Origin of the sequence: Asticcacaulis sp. AC460, assembly GCF_000495795.1 — a bacterium.
GTDB lineage: Bacteria > Pseudomonadota > Alphaproteobacteria > Caulobacterales > Caulobacteraceae > Asticcacaulis.
The window spans coordinates 20,161-39,454 of sequence record NZ_AWGD01000022.1; the positions used below are offsets into that span (position 1 = coordinate 20,161).

General features: G+C 63.3%; 12 protein-coding genes. All 12 read right to left on the reverse strand.

All coding sequences use genetic code 11. The features are described 5' to 3' along the window. Window positions 1–10: 10 nt before the first annotated feature. Window positions 11–496 (reverse strand): hypothetical protein, encoded by a 486-nt coding sequence (locus ABAC460_RS37520; protein ID WP_023453862.1) that lies wholly within the window; start codon window positions 494–496, stop codon window positions 11–13. A gap of 246 nt (window positions 497–742) precedes the next feature. Beyond that, the gene (locus ABAC460_RS37525) at window positions 743–1,561 is read right to left on the reverse strand and encodes a GIN domain-containing protein (protein WP_031236895.1); all 819 of its coding nucleotides are present in this window, start codon (window positions 1,559–1,561) and stop codon (window positions 743–745) included. Window positions 1,562–1,701: 140 nt separating this feature from the next. Then, complete coding sequence (locus tag ABAC460_RS37530) at window positions 1,702–3,945, reverse strand: S9 family peptidase (protein WP_023453864.1); 2,244 nt, start codon at window positions 3,943–3,945, stop codon at window positions 1,702–1,704. Window positions 3,946–4,064: 119 nt separating this feature from the next. Next, on the reverse strand, window positions 4,065–4,418 hold the full coding sequence (locus ABAC460_RS37535; protein WP_023453865.1) for a YbaN family protein: 354 nt from the start codon (window positions 4,416–4,418) through the stop codon (window positions 4,065–4,067). A 56-nt stretch (window positions 4,419–4,474) separates the two neighbouring features. Beyond that, window positions 4,475–4,903: a hypothetical protein gene (locus ABAC460_RS37540; protein ID WP_023453866.1), complete on the reverse strand. Its 429-nt coding sequence runs from the start codon at window positions 4,901–4,903 to the stop codon at window positions 4,475–4,477. Between the two features lie 274 nt (window positions 4,904–5,177). Next, the gene (tuf, locus tag ABAC460_RS37545; protein ID WP_023453867.1) at window positions 5,178–6,368 is read right to left on the reverse strand and encodes an elongation factor Tu; all 1,191 of its coding nucleotides are present in this window, start codon (window positions 6,366–6,368) and stop codon (window positions 5,178–5,180) included. Between the two features lie 337 nt (window positions 6,369–6,705). Further along, the gene (locus tag ABAC460_RS37550) at window positions 6,706–8,718 is read right to left on the reverse strand and encodes a glycoside hydrolase family 9 protein (RefSeq protein WP_023453868.1); all 2,013 of its coding nucleotides are present in this window, start codon (window positions 8,716–8,718) and stop codon (window positions 6,706–6,708) included. A gap of 95 nt (window positions 8,719–8,813) precedes the next feature. Further along, entirely contained in the window at window positions 8,814–10,862 is a 2,049-nt protein-coding gene (locus ABAC460_RS37555; RefSeq protein WP_023453869.1) for a glycoside hydrolase family 2 protein, read from the reverse strand. A gap of 262 nt (window positions 10,863–11,124) precedes the next feature. Then, a complete protein-coding gene (locus tag ABAC460_RS37560) occupies window positions 11,125–13,551 on the reverse strand; it encodes a glycoside hydrolase family 95 protein (protein WP_023453870.1) in 2,427 nt (808 codons plus the stop codon). Between the two features lie 77 nt (window positions 13,552–13,628). After that, window positions 13,629–14,330 carry an IclR family transcriptional regulator gene (locus ABAC460_RS48345; RefSeq protein ID WP_162150327.1) on the reverse strand — a complete coding sequence of 234 codons (702 nt, stop codon included), beginning with the start codon at window positions 14,328–14,330 and terminating at the stop codon, window positions 13,629–13,631. Between the two features lie 7 nt (window positions 14,331–14,337). Further along, a complete protein-coding gene (locus ABAC460_RS37565; protein WP_023453872.1) occupies window positions 14,338–16,416 on the reverse strand; it encodes a Sip1-related alpha-galactosidase in 2,079 nt (692 codons plus the stop codon). Further along, a complete protein-coding gene (locus ABAC460_RS37570) occupies window positions 16,403–19,216 on the reverse strand; it encodes a TIM-barrel domain-containing protein (protein ID WP_023453873.1) in 2,814 nt (937 codons plus the stop codon). The genes ABAC460_RS37565 and ABAC460_RS37570 overlap by 14 nt, the downstream gene beginning before the upstream one ends. Window positions 19,217–19,294: the final 78 nt, after the last annotated feature.

Consider the following 19,294-nt stretch of genomic DNA (forward strand, 5'->3'; position numbering starts at 1 on the left):
TCCCTGGATCTCAGATTTCGCGGATCATCATCTTGAAGGCGGCCTTGAACCGGGCGCCGATGGCGGCGGCCGTGGCCGAATTGACGACGATTTCGACCTTGGGCGTCGCCGCAACCGACATGACGCAGGCGCCCGACTGGACGCAGGCCATGTCGGAGCTGATGCTCAGCATCTTCTTGGATTTGGCGTAGGCACCGGCCGCGGCGTAGTTGACGCCCCGCGTCAGGTACAGAGCCCCGGCGTCACCCGCGCTGCTCAGCGCGGAGATGTCCACCGGCTTGCCGACTACGGTCACGCCGCTGGCCGCCATGCCGGAACCCAGGGCCGCCATCACCTGGTCCTTTTCAGCGACCGAAGCGGGTTTTGACGGATCGAACACAATGGCGAACACGACCTTGCCGGTCGGGCCACCGTCCAGGAAGGACAGGGTGCGCGTCGCCACCTGGATCTCCCGCGCTCCGTCGCCCGCCTGGACCGGACTGAAACCCGCGAGCATGGCCGCCGCCGCGACACATGCCCCTCCAACGCTACGCCACCTGTACATCTCTACGCCTCTCACATACGCGATTTGAGAGAACACTGTGATGGCGGGTGGTTAATGCGGCGTGAACGTTGCAATCGATTGTTTATTGGGGTTTCGTGGCACCACTAAAGGTTTACCACTCGCGAAGACGAAAAGGCGCGCCGGCAGTCACCGGCGCGCCTCGTATGCTTCGTAGCGAAATGGCCTGTTATTGGCCGGCTATTGGCCGATTTCGATATTGCCCGAGCCCATGACCGAGCGGCTGACCTTGCCGGTTACCTTCTTGATGCGGACATCGCCCGAACCGACAATGCTGATGTCGACATCGCCCGCCGTGCCGCCAAAGCGGACATCACCGGAGCCGGCAATATTGACCTCGAGCCGCGACGACGATCCGTCCGCAATCGCGACATTGCCCGAACCGCCGATATTGACATCGGTATCGCCCTCGACCCGGCCGATGACGATGTCGCCGTTACCACCGATATTGGCCTCCAGCGCCTTGATCGTCGTCGCCTTGAAATTACCCGAACCACCGATATTGACCTGGGCATCGCCTGCGCTGCCCAGGGTGACATCACCCGAGCCGCCGATATTGACCTCGGCGCGGCCCGTATTGCCCACCGTCCAGGTGCCACAGCCGCCGTGATTGAATTCCAGGCTGCTCGACGATCCGATCGTGCCGTAGGTGGCGCCGCCGGCCGAGACCTTGGCATCCATCGGAACCTTGATATAGACGGTCGGCAGGTCGGCATTGGCGATCTGCATGCCGTCGGCCTGGACGGACTGGCCGTCGCGGCAGTCAACGCCGCGCTGCTTCAGCTTGCCGTCGGCGATAAAGGTGTCGCCCTTGGTGTGGACCATGATGGTCGGAACCTTGGCCTTGCCGTAGACGACCTTGAGCTGGACGTCGCTGCGGTTTTCGGGCTGGACCACCACCTTGGCGGCCATGTTCTTCAGCTCGACCTGGGTGGCGGCCTGGGTGGTGCCGGCCAGAGCCAGCAGGGATACGGTGGAAAGTACGGCGAAGGTCTTCATGATCATCATCCTTTTTAGCGCTCCCTTGGTACTCCCCGGCGGGATCGCGGTTGGTTTGTGAGGCCATATTCGCTTCAAGGCAGAATTGCGGCAACTTAAAACCGTGTCATGACTCATTTGTAACGACCAAAGGCCGAACCCTACCCCTCACCTTTCAGTTTGCGGCCGAAGAAATCGAGGTACAGGCGGTAGCGCTGAAGGTTCTTTTCGTTGCCGCGCACGCCATGGCGTTCGCCCGGATACAGCATCAGTTCGAACGGCACGCCGCGCTTCTGCAGTTCCAGCATGACGCGGGTGGTGTTCGACAGCTGGACATTGTCGTCGGCCATGCCGTGCATCAGCAGCAGCGCGCCGGGCTGGAGATTGTCCAGCCGGTTCAGCGCATCCGAGGCGGCATAGCCTTCCTTGTTGTCCTGCGGCGTCGACATGTAGCGTTCGGTATAGGCGGTGTCGTACAGCGCCCACTGGGTCGGCGGCGCACCGGCGGCGCCGGCGGCGAACGGCGTGTCCTTGACCGTCAGCGCCATCAGGGTGACGAAACCGCCCTGGGACCAGCCCATGATGCCGATCTTGTCGCCATCGACGTAAGGCAGGGTCTTCAGCCAGTTGGCGCCGGCGACCTGGTCATCGATGTCCGGTCCGCCGAACTGCTTGTAGATGGCGCGGCCGAACTTGACCGAGCGGCCGGGCGTGCCGCGGTTGTCCAACGAGAAGACGATATATCCAGCTTCCTGGAACAATCGGGTCGACGGTGCCACCCAGGTCTTTTTGACGGTGGCACCGGCCGGGCCACCATAGATGGAAACGATAACGGGGTATTTTTTCGCCGGATCGAAACCGACCGGCTTCAACATCGACCAATGCAGGGTCTGGCCGTCAACGGACGGTATCGTGCCGAATTCCGGCGCCGTATAGCTGTCCTTGAAGGCAAAATACGGGTGTTTGGCGTCGAGGGCGTTCTCCTCGATCCAGCGCAGGCGCTTGCCCGTCCCGTCGTAGAGCGCGGTCTGGGGCGGGGTCGCCGGATCGGAATAGTTGCCGATAAAGGCCTTGCCGCCGCCGGACACCGTGGTCGCCCACCAGCCGCCAGCCGGGGTCAAGGCCACCGGTTCGCCCGGCGTCTTGTAGCTGACCTTGTACAGGCCGTGCTCGATCGGCGTGGCGATCGAGGCTTCGAAGAACAGCTCGCCGGTCTTTTCGTTCAGGTCGGACAGCTTGTCGGCCGCCCAGTCGCCGTGGGTTACCTGGCGGATCAGCTTGCCGTCACTTCCATAATAATAGAAATGTTTATTGCCATCGCGTTCAGACGACCAGATGAAGCTACCATCGGACAGCAGCTTGAAATCGTTGTGCAGTTCGACCCAGGTATCCGAAGTATCGGTCAGGACGGTCGTGGCGGCGCCAGTGGCGGGATCGAACTTCAGAAGGTCGAGGCGCTTCTGGTCACGGCTCAGCTTCTGGACATAGAGCGACTTGCCGTCGCTGGCCCAGTTGACGCGCGCGACATAGAAGTCGCCGCCGCCGAGGTCCAGCTTCACAGGCTCGGCATTTAAAGTTTCTTTGGCGGCCAGAGCCTTGACATAAAGCTCGACCACGGCATTTGGCGTCCCGGCGAACGGATAGCGCTGGTGGATGACCTTGACCTCTTCGCCACCGATTTCGATACGCTCGGCGATCTTGACGCCGGCTTCGTCGGTCTTCTGATAGGCGATCTGGCCGCCCTTGGGGTTCCACCAGAAGCCGGAATGGCGATCCAGCTCTTCCTGGGCGATGAATTCGGCGGTGCCGTAGGCGATCAGGTCGGCGCCCTGGGGCGAGACGGCGGTTTCCTGGCCGGTCTTGAAGTCGCGCAGGTACAGGGTCTGGTCGCGGACATAGGCGACGGCGTCACCGGCGGGCGACAGCTTGGCGTCGACCTCGTCGCCTTCGGTCTCGGTGATGCGTTTGACGGCCTTGGTGGCGCGGTCAACCATATAGATGTCGCCGTCCAGCGGGACCAGGATCGACTTGCTGTCACCCGACCAGTTGTAGTCGACGACGCCGCGGGCCGAGACGCGCATGCGTTCGCGGCGGGCCTTTTCGGCTTCGGACAGTTCCTTGTCGGCCGAGGAGAGGCTGTCGGCGTCTATCAGCAGATAAGGCTCACCCCCCTTGGTGTCGACCGCCCAAAGGTCCTGGATGCGGGCGTCCTTGGCCTTGGGCTTCAGGAAGGTCAAAAGCGTGCCGTCGGGCGAAAGCTTGGCGCCAACCGCACGGGCACCATTGATATCGGGATCGGCGAAAACGCGTTCGGGCGTCAGGACCTGGGTCGTTGGCTGGGCGTGGGCGGGAGCCGCAGGCGCTGTCTGCGCCTGGGCCGCCGGGGTCATCATGGTGGTGGACATCAAAAACGACCCTAACAGGACCAAGGACACATGAGCTTTCACAGGCGCACTCCCAAAATAAACTTTGCGCGGACGCTATCCCTTGCCTGCCACCCACGTCAAGCGGTTGCAGGCGAAACTTACCGCGATGGCCGGGTCAGGACATAGGCGGCGCAGACGACGCAGACCGCCGCAGGGGCATAACGCCAGATGTTGTGGTGAATCAGGAACCAGCCGGCGATCGAACCGATGGCCATGCCGGTGACGGCGGCGATCTTGCCGGCCGGGGCGATGACGCCGCGTTCGCGAAACGCCCGCACCGGCGGACCGATTTTGGGATGATTCATGATGCGGGCTTCCCAGACCGGATTGGAACGGGCGAAGCAGACGGCCGCCAGGATGAAAAAGACCACGCCCGGCATGACGGGCAGAATCACGCCGGCTATGCCCAGCGCGACAAACAACAGCCCAGCCACCAGATAGATCAACCGCATAGGGCGACCATAGCGGTAATCGCTGGCGGCTGCACGTGCAAAGTTGCGAATGAGTCTTAGTTGGTCGTGTATTGCGAGGTGATCTCGGCGATCACCGAATCAACGGCCACAGCGGTGCCGGCATCCTCGACCGAGTGGCAGGAGACCTGAAGCGTCACCTGCGGCGCTTCGTTCGAGGGGACCTTTTCCGGGGTTTCGAAGGTCGAAAAGACCTGGGTGTCGCTGGCCTTGACGTACTGGAAGCCCTGAGCTTTGCACAGTTCGGCCGACTGTTTCATGGCCATGGCGCGGCGATATTCGGGCGTGGTCTTGTCATTACCGAGGTAGACGACGTCGTACAGGTTATCGGCGCGCTTGACGGCGCCGACATTGGCGACGCTGGCGTCAACCCCGCCGTACATATGCTCACAGCCCGACAGGCTCAGGCCGCCCAGGGCCAGAACCAGCAAAATGCGCTTCGAAATCAGGTGATGTGAACGGCCCATACTGCAGCATAGCACATGTCAAAACCGTGGCAAATTAAAGGCCGGTAAAAAAGGTCGTTAAGTAGGGTAAGGCCAGGGGCCGCAGGCCCCTGGACCCCGAAACTCGATAGCGTTGATCGGGGTTCAACGAGAAGCAGAAATACAAACTGAAAACCCCTCGGGCTTCTTTAGCCCAAGGGGTTTTCAGTTTGTATCTCTGTTTGCCGTTCAATCTCTGACCGGCACCATCGAGTAACGGGGGTCGAGGGGGCCCGAGGCCCCCTCGCCTTAAACCTTACTCAACGATCTTCGACACGACGCCGGCGCCGACGGTGCGGCCGCCTTCACGGATAGCGAAGCGCAGCTTCTCTTCCATGGCGATCGGGGTGATCAGTTCGACGTCCAGCTCGGCGTTGTCGCCCGGCATGATCATTTCCACGCCTTCCTTCAGACGGACGATACCGGTCACGTCCGTGGTGCGGAAGTAGAATTGCGGACGGTAGTTGGTGAAGAACGGGGTGTGACGGCCGCCTTCTTCCTTGGTCAGGATGTAGGCTTCAGCCACAAACTTGCTGTGCGGCTTGATCGAGCCCGGCTTGCACAGGACTTGGCCACGTTCAACGTCTTCACGCTTGGTGCCGCGCAGCAGCAGACCGACGTTGTCGCCGGCTTGGCCCTGGTCCAGCAGCTTGCGGAACATTTCGACGCCGGTGCAGATCGTCTTTTGAACCGGACGGATGCCGACGATTTCGACTTCTTCGCCAACCTTGACGATGCCGCGTTCGACACGGCCGGTCACGACGGTGCCGCGGCCCGAGATCGAGAACACGTCTTCAACCGGCATCAGGAACGGCAGGTCGATCGGACGCTCCGGCTGCGGGATGTAGGCGTCGACGGTTTCCATCAGCGCCAGGATTTGCTTTTCACCGATGTCCGGGTTGACGCCATCGGTCGCGGCCTTGGCCGAACCCATGGTGATGGGGATATCGTCACCCGGGAACTGGTAGGACGACAGAAGCTCGCGCACTTCCATTTCGACCAGTTCCAGCAGTTCGGCGTCGTCGACCAGGTCGACCTTGTTCATGAACACGACCAGGGCCGGAACGCCGACCTGGCGGGCCAGCAGGATGTGTTCGCGGGTTTGCGGCATCGGGCCGTCGGCAGCCGAAACGACCAGGATCGCGCCGTCCATCTGAGCGGCGCCGGTGATCATGTTCTTCACATAGTCGGCGTGGCCCGGGCAGTCGACGTGGGCATAGTGACGGTTGGCCGTCTCATATTCCACGTGCGCCGTGTTGATCGTGATGCCGCGGGCCTTTTCTTCAGGCGCGGCGTCGATGTCGGCATAGTTCTTGGCGACCGCGCCGCCCGACTTTGCCAGGATCATCGTGATCGCGGCAGTCAGCGTCGTCTTGCCGTGGTCGACGTGACCAATGGTGCCGATGTTGCAGTGCGGCTTATTACGGTTGAATTTTTCCTTGGCCATAGTCCAGGCTCCAATTTGCCCACGCGGGCTAAGGTGACATCACTTCCAGTTATATGGAAATGACTTGATGCGAATGAAGGTGTGGAGCGGATCGACCGGTGAAGCCGGCCTACCCGTCTCGCAAAGCCGCGACCGCCCACGAAAATGGTACAGGCCGAAACTTTCGAAGCGCGGCTTATGCCAGAGGTCGCCATAGCATTCAAGCGGCGTGCTCGCGAAATTTACCGGCCAGCCCCGGTTCTAAAAAAGCCCACTGCCATCAGGCAGTGGGCAACATAGTGAGGAGGGTACCAAACGCTAAGCCCCGGCCGGACCCGAGCTTCCGGCCGGGTTACGCCTACACACTCACAAAGCGGGCCAGCAGGCGGATATAGGCCGACTGGTACCCGTTGGAGTTCTCTGTCACTTCCCACGAATTCAGCGGCCAAGTGTCGTTGAAATCCTTGTACGACTTCTGGGCCGGCTGACCGGTGGGCGGCGACGGGGCTGCCGTGCCGCAGGCCGGGTTCAGACCCGGGCAGCCCGACTGCCAGTTATATTGCGGATTGGCGCCGCCGACGACAAAGCCCGGAGGCGGGCCGTAGGTCGAATCCTTCACACTGTCCCACAGGGCGGACTTGTCGGTGAACCAGGTGTGGAAAAACTGGTCGACCGAGTTTTCCGCGCCCAGGGTCGCCATGTTGGACAGGTAACACTTGCCCAGCGGATTGACGCCGTGGATGTAGTGGATGAAGTGCGATGCGGCATTCAGGTTTTCGGCCGCCGTATGGGTGCCGAGGCTGAACTGGGCCAGGGCGGCAAACATGTCACCCTGGTTCGACTTGGTGTTGTTGCTGCCCCAGGTGTAGGTGCCCAGGTGCGCCAGGTACGGGTCGGTAACCGCCGTGACCGCGCCCCAGTTGTCCGAACCGTTCATGGCGGTGACATAGGTGCTGCGAATATTGGCGGCCGTCGTCGAGGTCGCCGAGCCCAGATTGGCATAGTAGAGCATCGATGCCTGGACCAGGTTCTCGTACGGCGAGGCATAGGTCCACAGGAACAGGTGGGCCTGCTGGTAGTTGGCGTTGAACCAGGTGTTGTAGGCGGCCTTTCCGGTGGCATCATAGAGATAGACGGCGGCCGACAGGGCGTAGGCCAGGCGGCCATAGTCGTCGACCTCCTGCTGGCCGGCGCCCAGACCTTGGGAGCTATAGCCCGCGTCGTTGTTGCGGAACTGGACATTGGGGTTGGCTTCGCACCAGGTCCAGGCCTTTTCGGCGCGGTCGAGCAGGTCGGTGGCGTAGGCACTCTGACCCGATACGCCGCTGAACACCTTTGCGGCCAGGGCGAAGGCGGCCGCCGATATCCGCGTTGCCGAGGTGTTGGCAGGGCCGTAGAGGCTCTGGCCGGTGGCGGCCGACGGCGGCGAAGCATGGGCGACACCGATGATCGACAGCACGGAGCCGTCACTGTTCTGCATCCGCTTCATCCAGTCGAGCCCCCATTTGATCTCGTTCAGGAGGTCGGGAAGGCCATTGCCGGATTCGGGAATATTGTAGCTGACGTTCCAGATGCCGGGGTTCTCGAAATAGGTGTGCAGCAGGGTGATGACATAGCTGGCGTTCCAGCTGGTGTAGCGGTTCAGGTCGCCGGCGTCGTACCAACCGCCCGACAGGTCGCGTTCGGTCGAGACGTCGCCCGGCGCGCTGAACAGGCGGGCATTCTTGTCCTGCAGCGGACCGTTGTGGCTGAGGCCATCGGCCCAGCCGGCGCCGGCGTGGACGGCCAGCTTGGTGGTGCTGGCGCGCTGGTAGTAGAAGGCGCGGACGGCGGCGCGCAGGACCGGCGCATAGACGTCGGTGGCGATGCGGAACTGTGCCGAACGGTCGCCGCGCTGGTTATCGCGGATGAAGTAGTCGCCGACGGTGGTAACCGAGGAAAAGTCGAAATGCCACGCCTTGTCGCCCGACGAAGCGTCGGTGGCGCCGGACTTCCAGGCCACGGCGGTGCCGGTCAGCACCACGGCATTGGTGGCGGCATTGACGACTTCGTAGGTGGCGCCGGGATTGAAGCTGTCGGCCGAATCGAAGCCGGTCTGGGGATCGCGGACGACGGCGATCTTGGCGCGGGTGGGCAGGTAACCGAACTGGTCGACGACGATAAAGGCGCTGACCGTTGTCGAAGACGACGATGACGAGGAAGACGATGTCGAGGACGAGGTCGATGATGAGCCACCACCCCCGCCGCCACCGGAGGAACCTCCGCCCCCGCCTCCGCCACCACAGGCGGCCAGGACGGCAGGCATCACGACCGCCCCGGCGGCCATAAGCAGTTTACGGCGGTTCATGGCCGTGGACGAAAACTTGGACATAGGCGCTCCCGATTTAATTTTTCAATTTTCTTTAGTATTTATAATATCAATGGGATTTTCAAGCTGAAAATCTCATATGTCGGACTTTTTGACGCCTACTGTGGCTGATAGACCCACTCGACCGTGTCCGTGACCCCGCCGGCCCTAGCTTCGAGGCGGTTGCGGCCGGGCGCCAATGTGACGGTCCAGGTGGCGGCGTGGTCGATGACCGTCGGGGCGGGCTGTTCGATTCCGTTGATTTTCAAGGTCACCGGCGGCTGGTTGGTGTAGATCTTGATATCGGCCGTCGCTTGAGTGCGGACATTGTACCGTCGCGAGGTAATATGGACCATCGGCCTGGTCGTCCAGTTGGCCTGATACCAGAAATACGCGTCCTTCCTGGTGGTGCGGTCAAACGAGACCAGGCCCTTATCGTTAAAACCCTTGCGGTCGCCTTCGTGGCGGCCGTTGGACGGGAAGTCGAAACCGACCCAGATGAAGCGCGCCCACAGCCACGGCCGGTCGCGCATCTGGCGCCAGGCGGCTTCGTGGTACAGGGTCTGGTACTGTTCCGGATGCCAAAGGTCGGTGGTTTGCGGCCGGCGCGGCGGGTCCTGCTGATGGATCAGGCTGGCGCCGGCGCCGTATTCGCTGATCGCCTGGGGTGTCGTGGGGCGGGTCTTATGGTTTTTGTCCAGCCATGGCTCCAGGTCGTCGAACTCACCGCGGTACCAACCGAAATAGACGTTGGACGCGATCAGGTCGGTGTGCATGGCCTGGGGGTGGTCGATCTCGCCGCAGCAATTGGCATAGGCGGTCGGGCGGGTCGGGTCCTCCTCGTGGGCCAGCTTCTGAAGCGTATCGAGCACGCGGGCACTGTCGCCGTCGACCTTGTAGATCTCGTTGCCCAGGCCCCACATGAAGACCGAGGGGTGGTTGTAGTTCTGGCGGATCAGCTCGCGCAGCTGCTGTGAGGCATTGGCGACAAAGGCGTCAGAGCCGTTGACTTCGGAGACGATCGGGGCCTCGGTCCACAACAGGTAGCCGTCGCGGTCGGCAATGTCATAGGGACGCTGGCTGTGCTGATAGTGGGCCAGGCGCAGGCCGGTGGCGCCCATCTCCTTCCAGAGCTCAAAGTCGGAATCGATATCGGCGTCGGAAACCGCCACCGTCTTGCCCGGACGCATGGTCAGGTGGATATTGGGGCCGTAGACCTGGTAAGGCTTGCCATTGAGGATCAGGCCCTGGTCCGGATCGATACGGATGTCGCGCAGGCCTGTCGCAATGTCGAGACGGTCGTGGACGCCGGGATTGGCGACCGGATTGAGCAGTTCGATCCGCGCCGTGTAGAGGTAGGGATCGTTGATGCCCTGCCATAGGCGGGGGTGATCGACCGCGCCGGAGAGGGTCACGGGGACGGTGGCGGCGGCTGCCAGAGTAACGGGCTGGTGCAGGTTGAGGACTTCCTTGCCGGTCGCATCGAGCAGGCGGACCATGACTTCGGCAGAGACCTCGCGGGCGGAAGCGTTGCTGACACGGGCGGTGACGGCGATATCGGCGCGGCTGTCGGTGACTTGGCTGGGGGTGATGTAGACGCCCGGACCGCCGAAATCGAGCATGTCGAAATGGACATCGTCCGTGGTCACCAGGCGGACCGGGCGGTAGATGCCGCCGAACTGGGTGAAGTCGCCGGCCAGCGGGGCGACATGGTCACGGCGGCCGTTGTCGATACGCACGGCCAGGACATTGCAGCCGGCCTTCAGGTACGGCGTCAGGTCGAAGCGGAAACGGGCATAACCGCCTTCATGCAGGCCGACCTTTTGACCGTTCAGCCATAGCTCGGTCGCCAGGTGGGCGCCGTCGAACTCGATAAAGGTGCGCGTGCCGGTACGGACGGTGTGGGTGAAGGTTTTGCGGTACCAGGCCGGGCCGCGATAATAATGGTCCTTATCGGCGCCCTCACCTTCGGCATTAAAGGTATGCGGCAGGGTCAGGGCCTGCCAGGCGCGATCGTTGAAGGCCGGGGCTTGCGCGTCAGCGACGTCCTGGCGGATAAAGCGCCAGCCATCGTCGAGCGGTTGGACCTGGCGCGGGCCGGCCGTGGCCGCACCCGCCGAAATCAGCAGCCAGAATCCCAGGACGATGGTGCGCCAAAGCCGGTTCATGTTTTTCTCCCAGACTGCTGTGGTCTCAAATTAGGCTCCAAACGGAGTGGCAAGCACCCTCCTCTCCATGAAATGGGGAGGGGGACCGCGAAGCGGTGGAGGGGTATGGGGCGGCGAGATCATACGCTGAACCTGAGAACCAAAAATTCACGCTCTTCAAGGCATTAGCTTCTCCCGCACGAACAGTAAGATACCCCTCCACCGCTTCGCGGTCCCCCTCCCCACTTCGTAGGGAGGAGAAGTATGTCCGTTCTCGATTCACTTAAAGCGCCGTCTTCAGTTGGCCGCCACCATCCAGCGCCAGGTCATGGAGCTGGCCCTGGTAGCGCAGCTTGACGGGTGTGCCCGCCGGGCCGGTCAGGAGCAGTTTCGTCAGCCGGCCGCCCTCCCAGGCCAGGTTGGCTGTGATGCCGCCACGCGCCTTCAGGCCGGTCACCCGGCCCGACGGCCAGGCCTGTGGCAGGGCCGGCAGGACCAGGATCTCGCCACCCCAGGATTGCAGCAACATTTCGAGAATGCCGGTCGCTCCGCCGAAATTGCCGTCGATCTGGAACGGCGGGTGGGCGTCGAACAGGTTGGGATAGGTGCGCTGCGGCCCCATCAACCCCATCAGGATGCCGTGGGCGTGTTCGGCCTCGCCCATCCGCGCCCACAGGGCCAGGCGCCAGGCCGTACCCCAGCCGGTGGCCAGGTCGCCGCGCGTGCCCAGGGTCACCTTGGCGGCGGCAACCAGGTCCGGCGTGTCGCGGACATTGATCTGTTCGGACGGATAAATACCGTAGAGGTGCGAGACGTGGCGGTGCTGCTGGTCCGGGGCGCGGGCGTCCCAGTCCTCCAGCCATTCCTGAAGCTGACCCTGGGCGCCGATGCGGTCGGCCGGCAGGCGGGCCTGCATAGCGGCCAATTTGGCGGTGAAGGCGTCGTCGCGATTGGCCAAGAGTTTCTGGGCGGCGACCGTGCTCGCGAACAGGTCGCGGATAATCTGACGGTCCATGGCCGGACCGGCGCAGGTGGCGACGCCCTTCATGTGCTCGTTTTCCGGCGAGATCGACGGCGAGGTCACCAGCCCCCTGCCCTTCGGATCCTCGACCAGGGTGTCGGCGAAGAACTGCGACGCGCCCTTGAGCAGCGGATAGATGCGCTTCAGGAACTCCGGATCGCGGTTGTAGTCGTAATGGTCCCACAGGGTCTTGCACAGCCAGGCCCCGCCGGTCGGCCACATGCCCCACCATGAGCCGTCGATCGGACCCGAAGCGCGCCAGATATCCGTATTGTGGTGCGCCATCCAACCACCGGCGCCGTACATCACCCTGGCGGTTTTGGCGCCAGTCACCGACAGGTCCTCGACCAGCCGGACCAGGGGCTCAACGCAGGCGCCGATATTGGCCGGTTCGACCAGCCAGTAGTTCATCTCGGTATTGATATTGATGGTGTATTTGCTGCCCCAGGGCGGATTGACGCCTTCGTTCCAGATGCCTTGCAGGTTGGAGGGCTGGGTGCCCGGCCGCGACGAGCAGATCATCAGGTAGCGGGCGAACTGGACATACAGCGCCGCCAACTGCGGATCGTCGCTGGCCAGGGACTTGCCGATGCGGACATCGGTGGCGGCACGCGCAGCCGAGGTGTTGCCCAGGTCGATCGTCATCCGCCGGAACAGGGCGCGGTGGGCGGCGACGTGGTCGGCCTTCAGGGTGTTATAGGATTTGGCGGCGGCGGTGCGCACGCCCAAAGTCGCTTTGACCGGATCACCGCTGGTATCGTCGAAACGCACGAAGCTGGTCGCCGCGGCGATCAGCAGGGTAACGGTCGTGGCCTTGCGCACGGCCAGGCCTTCGGCGGTCGCGGCGATGTCGCCGTCGCCCAACACGTGAACGCGCACGGCATAGGTCAGGCCGGCCGGAATTCCGGCCGAAGCGATGTTGGCGCCGGTGATCAGCAGTTCGTTGCCGCTGGCGGCGAAGGCCAGGCTTTGCGGCCGGCGTTCCCGGTTCAAACCTTCGCGCTTGTCCCAGGCCGCCCCCTGGCTGAGGGTTTCGGTGACCTTGCCATCATAGACCGGTGCGCCGTAGTCGACCTGGTCCGGATGGCGGTAGCCGATATCGAAATCGAGCCGGCCCTTACCCTTGGCAGTCAGGCGGACGACCACAACCTGATCGGCCGCGCTTGAAAAGACTTCGCGGACATAGGTGGTGCCGCCGACCTTGAACGTCGTGGTGGCAATGGCGGTATCGAGGTCGAGGCTGCGACGGTAGTCGGATGGTTGCGCCATACCCTGGAAATCGAGCAGAAGATCGCCGGCGGCGCCATAGGGCATCTGGGTCTTCGGTTGCGCCATCATCGACGCATTGACGAGGTCGGAGGCGTCCTTGAACTTTTCCGCATCGATCAGGGCGCGGCATTTGGCCAGGTTTTCCAGGCAGCCGGGATTGTTGGGATCATAGGGCGAGCCGCCCCACAGGGTGTCTTCGTTGAGCTGCAGCCGCTCCTGGGCGACCCGTCCGAAAACCATGGCGCCCAGGCGGCCATTGCCGACCGGCAGGGCTTCGACCCACGGGCCGGCCGGTTGCGCATACCACAGGGTCAGATCCGATGGACGAGCCTTGGCCTGGGCCTGCGCCACGGACGCGGCCAGACCGCCGCCGATGCCGCCGACCAGGATGGCGCGGCGATGAATTCTGGTTCCGGACACGGTGTTTCCTCCGGCTCTCGATCGCATGATGGAGCCCTGACTCAACTTTTACACATGGAAGATATTTTTACAAATGCTCATGACGGGCGCGATCGAAGGGTCGGCATCTCCGCTGCAAGTTCGGCCGAAAGGTCAGCCGCTGTGACCCGGAGAGCGGCCAGGACGTCGTCCAAAGGCATGGCCTGCGCCCCGGCGGCATGGACCAGGCTGAGGGCCACGACACCCTGCGCACCGGCGTAAACGGGGCAGGCCAGTTCGGTCAGGCCGTTTATCCAGGCCCTGTCGCGGCGGATGGGGCCCGGCGCGCCGGCCAGCACCTGACCGGCGGCAGTTTCGGTGAAGTCGGCGCGAAATCCGACCTGGAGATTGAAGCCGCAGGCCGGGGCTTCGGCGCGGGCCACCACCACCGACTGGTCGCCTGAGGCGATGGCCAGGTAACAGGCGTGACCGGTGCGGAGGCTCAGGGCCTCCATCGCCGGCAAGGCGGTGCCCACCAGGGCCTGGGCTAAGGGCGTGTTCAGCGCCAGCGAGAACAGTTTGCCGGTCAGGGCATAGCCGTCGCGGCGCGAGGGTTCGAACAGGTAACCGCGGTGCTCCAGAACCTGGATCATGCGATAGATCTCGGTCAGGGAGCGGCCAAAATGCTGCGCCATCCGCGACAGGGTCATGGGGGCGCGGACTTCGGCCAGCAGCTCCAGGATGTCCAAGCCCTTTTCCAGGGCTGGTGCCGGGTAGCGCTCGGCCATGGCCTTCACGTCCGCCAGATGGGAAACGGCCATGTCCATGTCAGGCCACCGTCACCCGGCAGGCGCGCGGCGCACCCGCCAAGGCGATGCGCAGCAGCTTGCCGTCGTAGTCGATGGCCGTGGCGGCGCCGTCGACCGTGACCCGGGTTGGCGCCTGATCGCACCAGACCAAAAGGGTGCCGGTGTCACGCGTCGTCACCTGTAGTTCGGGGCCGTGGTTGACTGAGACGGCGGCCAGGCTGTTGAGCTTGTTCTCCAGCCCCAGCACGGCGCGGCCGTTCCTGACCGGCGCCACCACCAACAGGTCATGGCCGAACCGCGGCAGGGTGACAGCATAGGCCGCCTGGCGCGACGGCCGCGACACCTTGCTGTCACGCGGCGACCACACGGCATAGTCGCCATCTTTAAGCCCGGTGATGTCGCTGAGGCGCCAGTCGCCGGTCACCGTGTCGGCATCGGCCAGATTGGCCAGCAGCAACAGGGCGCCGTCGCCGGTCAAGGACGAGGCCTTGAACAGGTGTTGGGCCTGGATCTGGAACAGGCAGTCCGCCACTGGGCGTAGCGGCGTGTCGGACCGTAGGGTGCGGCCTTCGTGGTCGACCAGGCTGTTCAGCAGGGCGACATCGTGCTGACCGGCCTTGTCGGTGACATAGATGGGGGCGCAGTTGGCGGCACGGACGGCGGCATGCAGCTTCGCATTGGGATTGGTCGATTCGAACATGTCGAAATCGGGGAAGACCATCTCGCCGAAATAGAGGGCGTTATACATGGCCTGGAGGCAGTGGGCTGCGGCATTGCCTTCCTGCAGGTCATAGGTTTCGGCCGGCTTGTACGGGAAATAGTCTTCGACCGAACGCGCCACCGCCGTCGTCCCGAAGTTCAGGAAGGCGTCGTTGGTCATGTCCATGCAGTTGATCAGGGCGTTGTCGAAATATTTCGCGGCGCCCTTGTTGATGGCGGTATGCAGGGCTTTCGACAGGTCCCAGATGGGGTAGTTGCCGGAGGCCATGCGTTCGCTGACCAGTTGGTTGTCGACCTTCAACAGGGTGAAACCGGCCGCCTTCAGCCCGGCGTGGTAGGCGTCGAAATAGCCCTCCAGCAGCGCCGGTTCGGGCTTGAGGAAGCTGTAGGTGACGGTCTTGCCCGAGGTGTCGATGGGCGACGGCTTCTGCGTCCAGGTGAACAGCTTGCCGTTCAGGCTCTGGCCCAGTTCTGACTGGGGGTCGATGCCGTTCCAGTAGGCGTTGAAGGCATGCCACAGGCCGACATGTTTCAGGCCGTGGCCCTTGAGCAGGCTGTCGACCACCGGCTTGAAGCCGTTGGGGAACTTGAGCTTGTTCGGGCTTTGGGATTGCAGGGCGCTGTCGCGGGCTTCGAAATGGCCGTCGTCCAGCACCACGGTGCGGATCGGCGCCCCGGCGGCGCGGATGGTATCGACCTGTGCGATGACCCAATCGGCCGACAGGTCCTTGCCAAGGTTGGAGGCGTTCCAGGTGTTCCAGCCCAGCCAGGTAAGCGACTCCGGAAGGGTCTTGTGCTTGCGCAGGTTTTCCGGCGTGCCCAGCGCCGTCATGGCGTCTTCGAACACGGCCGAGATGGTGGCGAAGAGGTCCCGGCCGAAATGGACGGCCAGTTGCGGCATGATCCGGTCGGTGACGGCGGGCCCCAAGGCACGGCAGACCGTGGCGAAGGCGCCGTCCTTGCCCCCCAGGGTCGAGCGGAAGCCGCCACCGCCGAGCGGCAGGGCGACGCCATAGACGCCGTCGTTATATTGCCAGTAGGCGAACTGGACGTCGTCGCTTTCCAGGTTGCCGGCGTGGGTCATGGCCATGGGCTTGGTCCACGACTTCCACGGGGCGTAGCGCCAGAAAGCAACGCCGTGCTTAAACCCCGGCAGGGCGGCAAAGCGCAGGCCGAAGGCGGCCATGGATGGCAGGGCCACGGCTTTGCGTGTCTTCAGGCTGAAGATCTGCGTGCCGTTGGCGCCGGTCTGGCTGAGCACGGTCAGTTTCGGCGCGGCCTCATTGCCCCAGGTGGTGGGCGCGCTCAGGCGGGGACGGCCGGCAAAGGCTGTCAGGCCAAGGGCCGGCACTGCGGCCAGGAATTCACGTCGCAGCATGGGTCGTCTCCACAACAAAAGAAGTACGTTCGTTCAGAGTAAAGGCGTGTCTGGAAAACCCGCCATCCTTGCCATGCACGACCAGTTCAAAGGCCTGGCTGTGGCGCAGGTTGAGGCGATGGTCGGCGTCGATGCTGAAGGTTTGCGTGCCGTCATCCCACGACATGGTCCAGCGCAGGGTTCGCTGGTACTGATAATCGCTGCCCTCGCCGGAATCGTCGCTCAGGATCAGTTCGACATCGGCGCCGCGATAGACATGCAGCTCGATGGTGTCGGGTTTCTGGGTGGCGTACTGGATGCCTCGTGACATGGGGATGATGGCACCGGCGAGGACGAAGACCGGAATCTCGTCCAATTTCGGGCGCAGCTTCAGCACCTGGCCGCCTTTCAGCGACGGGCCGCCCAGCAGAGGGTACCAGTCGTGGCCAGCCGGCAGATAGACCGCGATGGTCTTGTCCGGCGTGGCCTGCATGTCCTTGGCGTGGGAGGGCGTGATCCATTCGACCCAAAGGCTGACCACATCGGGCTTGGGCTGGCTCTGGGTCAGTTCGAAGTCGTAGGCCTGGCCGGCCTTCAGCTCCATCTCGAAGCGGTAGACATCGTCGCCGTTGTGGCCAGCGAAAGACACTGCCCCATTGGCGCCTGCTGTCGCACCCGCGCCGGTGCCCTGGCTGGCGACGCGAACTTGACCACCCAGGGTGAAGCGGATCAGGCCCTGGGTCATGACCTGGAATTTGTGCCGGCCGGTTTCCTGGGCGATGATCCGGCCCTTCCAGACGGCGCTGTAGGGCTTGCCCTTGAGCGCGAACGGAATGTCGCCGGACCAGCTCATCTTGAGGTCGTCGCTGTGGCGGATATCGACCAGGGTCTCGAAATTGGCGCCTTCAAAGAATTCGATCCGCGGCGCAGGGCTGTCGAGCCCGGTGACGGCGTAGTTGGGCAGAAATTCGTAAGGGTCGACCTGAGTGTGGTCGAGCGGCGTCATCACCGGGCAGACCAGGATGTCGTGGCCGAACATGTATTGCGACGGATAGTCCTTGATCTTCGGGTCGCCGGGAAAGTCCATGACCAGGGGCCGCAGGAAGCTTTCGTGCTGCTGCGTCACGCGATGGGCCTGGTTGTAGATATAGGGCATCAGGGCGTAGCGCAGGTTCAGCGCGGTTTTGAGCGCTTCGTAATGGGGCTCGCCGTCATTACCCATGGCCCACAGTTCGCGGCGGATTTCGGTGCCGTGGGCGCGGAAGACCGGCAGGAAGGCGGCGAACTGGAACCAGCGGACGTAAAGTTCGCGATAGGCCGGATTGTCGAGCCCGCCCGGAAAGCGATGGCTGACCAGGAAGCCGCCGATATCGTTGGTCCAGTAGGGAATGCCCGACAGGCTGATCTGCTGGGCGGCGGTGATCTGGAAGTTCAGCGTCTCCCAGCCGGCGAAGATGTCGCCCGACCAGGTGACGGTGTTGAAGGCCTGCTGGCCGGCATAGACCGACCGCGTCAGGATCAGCGGGCGCTTGTCCGGCCGGGCATCGCGCATACCGCTGTAAAGCAGACGCGCCTGCTGATAGCTGAAGGTCAGGGCGCGGTCCTTCAACGGCCCGGCAAAGCTATCGCCATTGCTGATGTAGGACCGGGTGGTGACATAGCGGCTGCCGGTCGACATGAACTCCGGCTCGGTGCCGTCGGTCCACAGACCATCCAGCCCGACATCGATCAGGCCGGATTTGATGTGCTTCCAGTAAATGTCGCGGGCCTTCGGTGCGGTGATATCCAGCACCTTGCCGCCGCTCCAGTGCGCCCCCTGAAATAGCAGGTTTTCCGCCGCCAGTGCCTTATGGACCGCGCTGTCGGGCCCCATGGCCGGCCATACGGAGGCGATGATGTGGGCATTTTTGGCGTGAACCTCGGCGCACATGGCTTTCGGGTCGGCGAAGTTGACCTTGTCCCAGACCATGCCGCTGAACTGGCCGTCCTCGCCCCAGTAGCGCCAGTCCTGGACCATGACGTCGACCGGCAGGTTGCGGCTGCGGTAACCGTCGAGGATGCCGATCAGCTCGGCCTGGGTCCTGTAGCGCTCCTGCGACTGCCAGAAGCCGTAGGCGTATTTCGGCAGCAGCGGCGCGGTGCCGGTCAGTAGGCGGTACTGGCGGATGACGGCGTCGGTGTTATCGCCCAGGAACAGGTAGTAGCGCGTCACCGGCGACGGATTGCTATAGTTCAGGTGCTTGCCGCGGCTTTCGAAGTGCGAGTCCGTGCCGGTATCCCACAGCAGACCGAAGCCGTCAGGGCTGACCAGGACCGGATTAACGGCGTCCATATTGCCGTGAGCGATATAGAGCTTTTTGTCGCGGTAATTGGTCAGCGGATCGCGGAACTGACCCAGGCCGTAGAGGTCATGCGTTTTGGCCAGGCTGAACTGTTGCAAGGACGGGGTCGAAGCGGCGTCGTCGGCGATGATCAGCCGGCCGCCGCGGCTGAAGACCAGGGCGCCGGTGGTACGGTCGATACGGACCTCGATGTCGCCGCTGCTCAGACGGTCACCGTCGCGGCGGATATCGTTGGCGAAACCATTTCCCTGAAAGAAGCCGCGGATGTCCAGCTTCGGGTCGGCGGGATATTTGACGACGCCGACCGCGCCCCCCGGCATAAACAGGATATCCGTGGTCAGGCCGGCGCGGCTCAGCCGCACACCGCCCGGAATGTCGCTGACGGAGTCGACAGGTGTCGCCGCACCGGCGGGCATGGCCGCACCTGCGGCGGCGCCGGCCGCCAGAATGGCGCGCCGGGTCAAGGACTGCCTGGTCATGAACTCCCCGTCTTATTTTTTGCTAAATAAATAAAGACACTTTATTTAATATCTTGGCAAGAGCCATTGTCGCACATT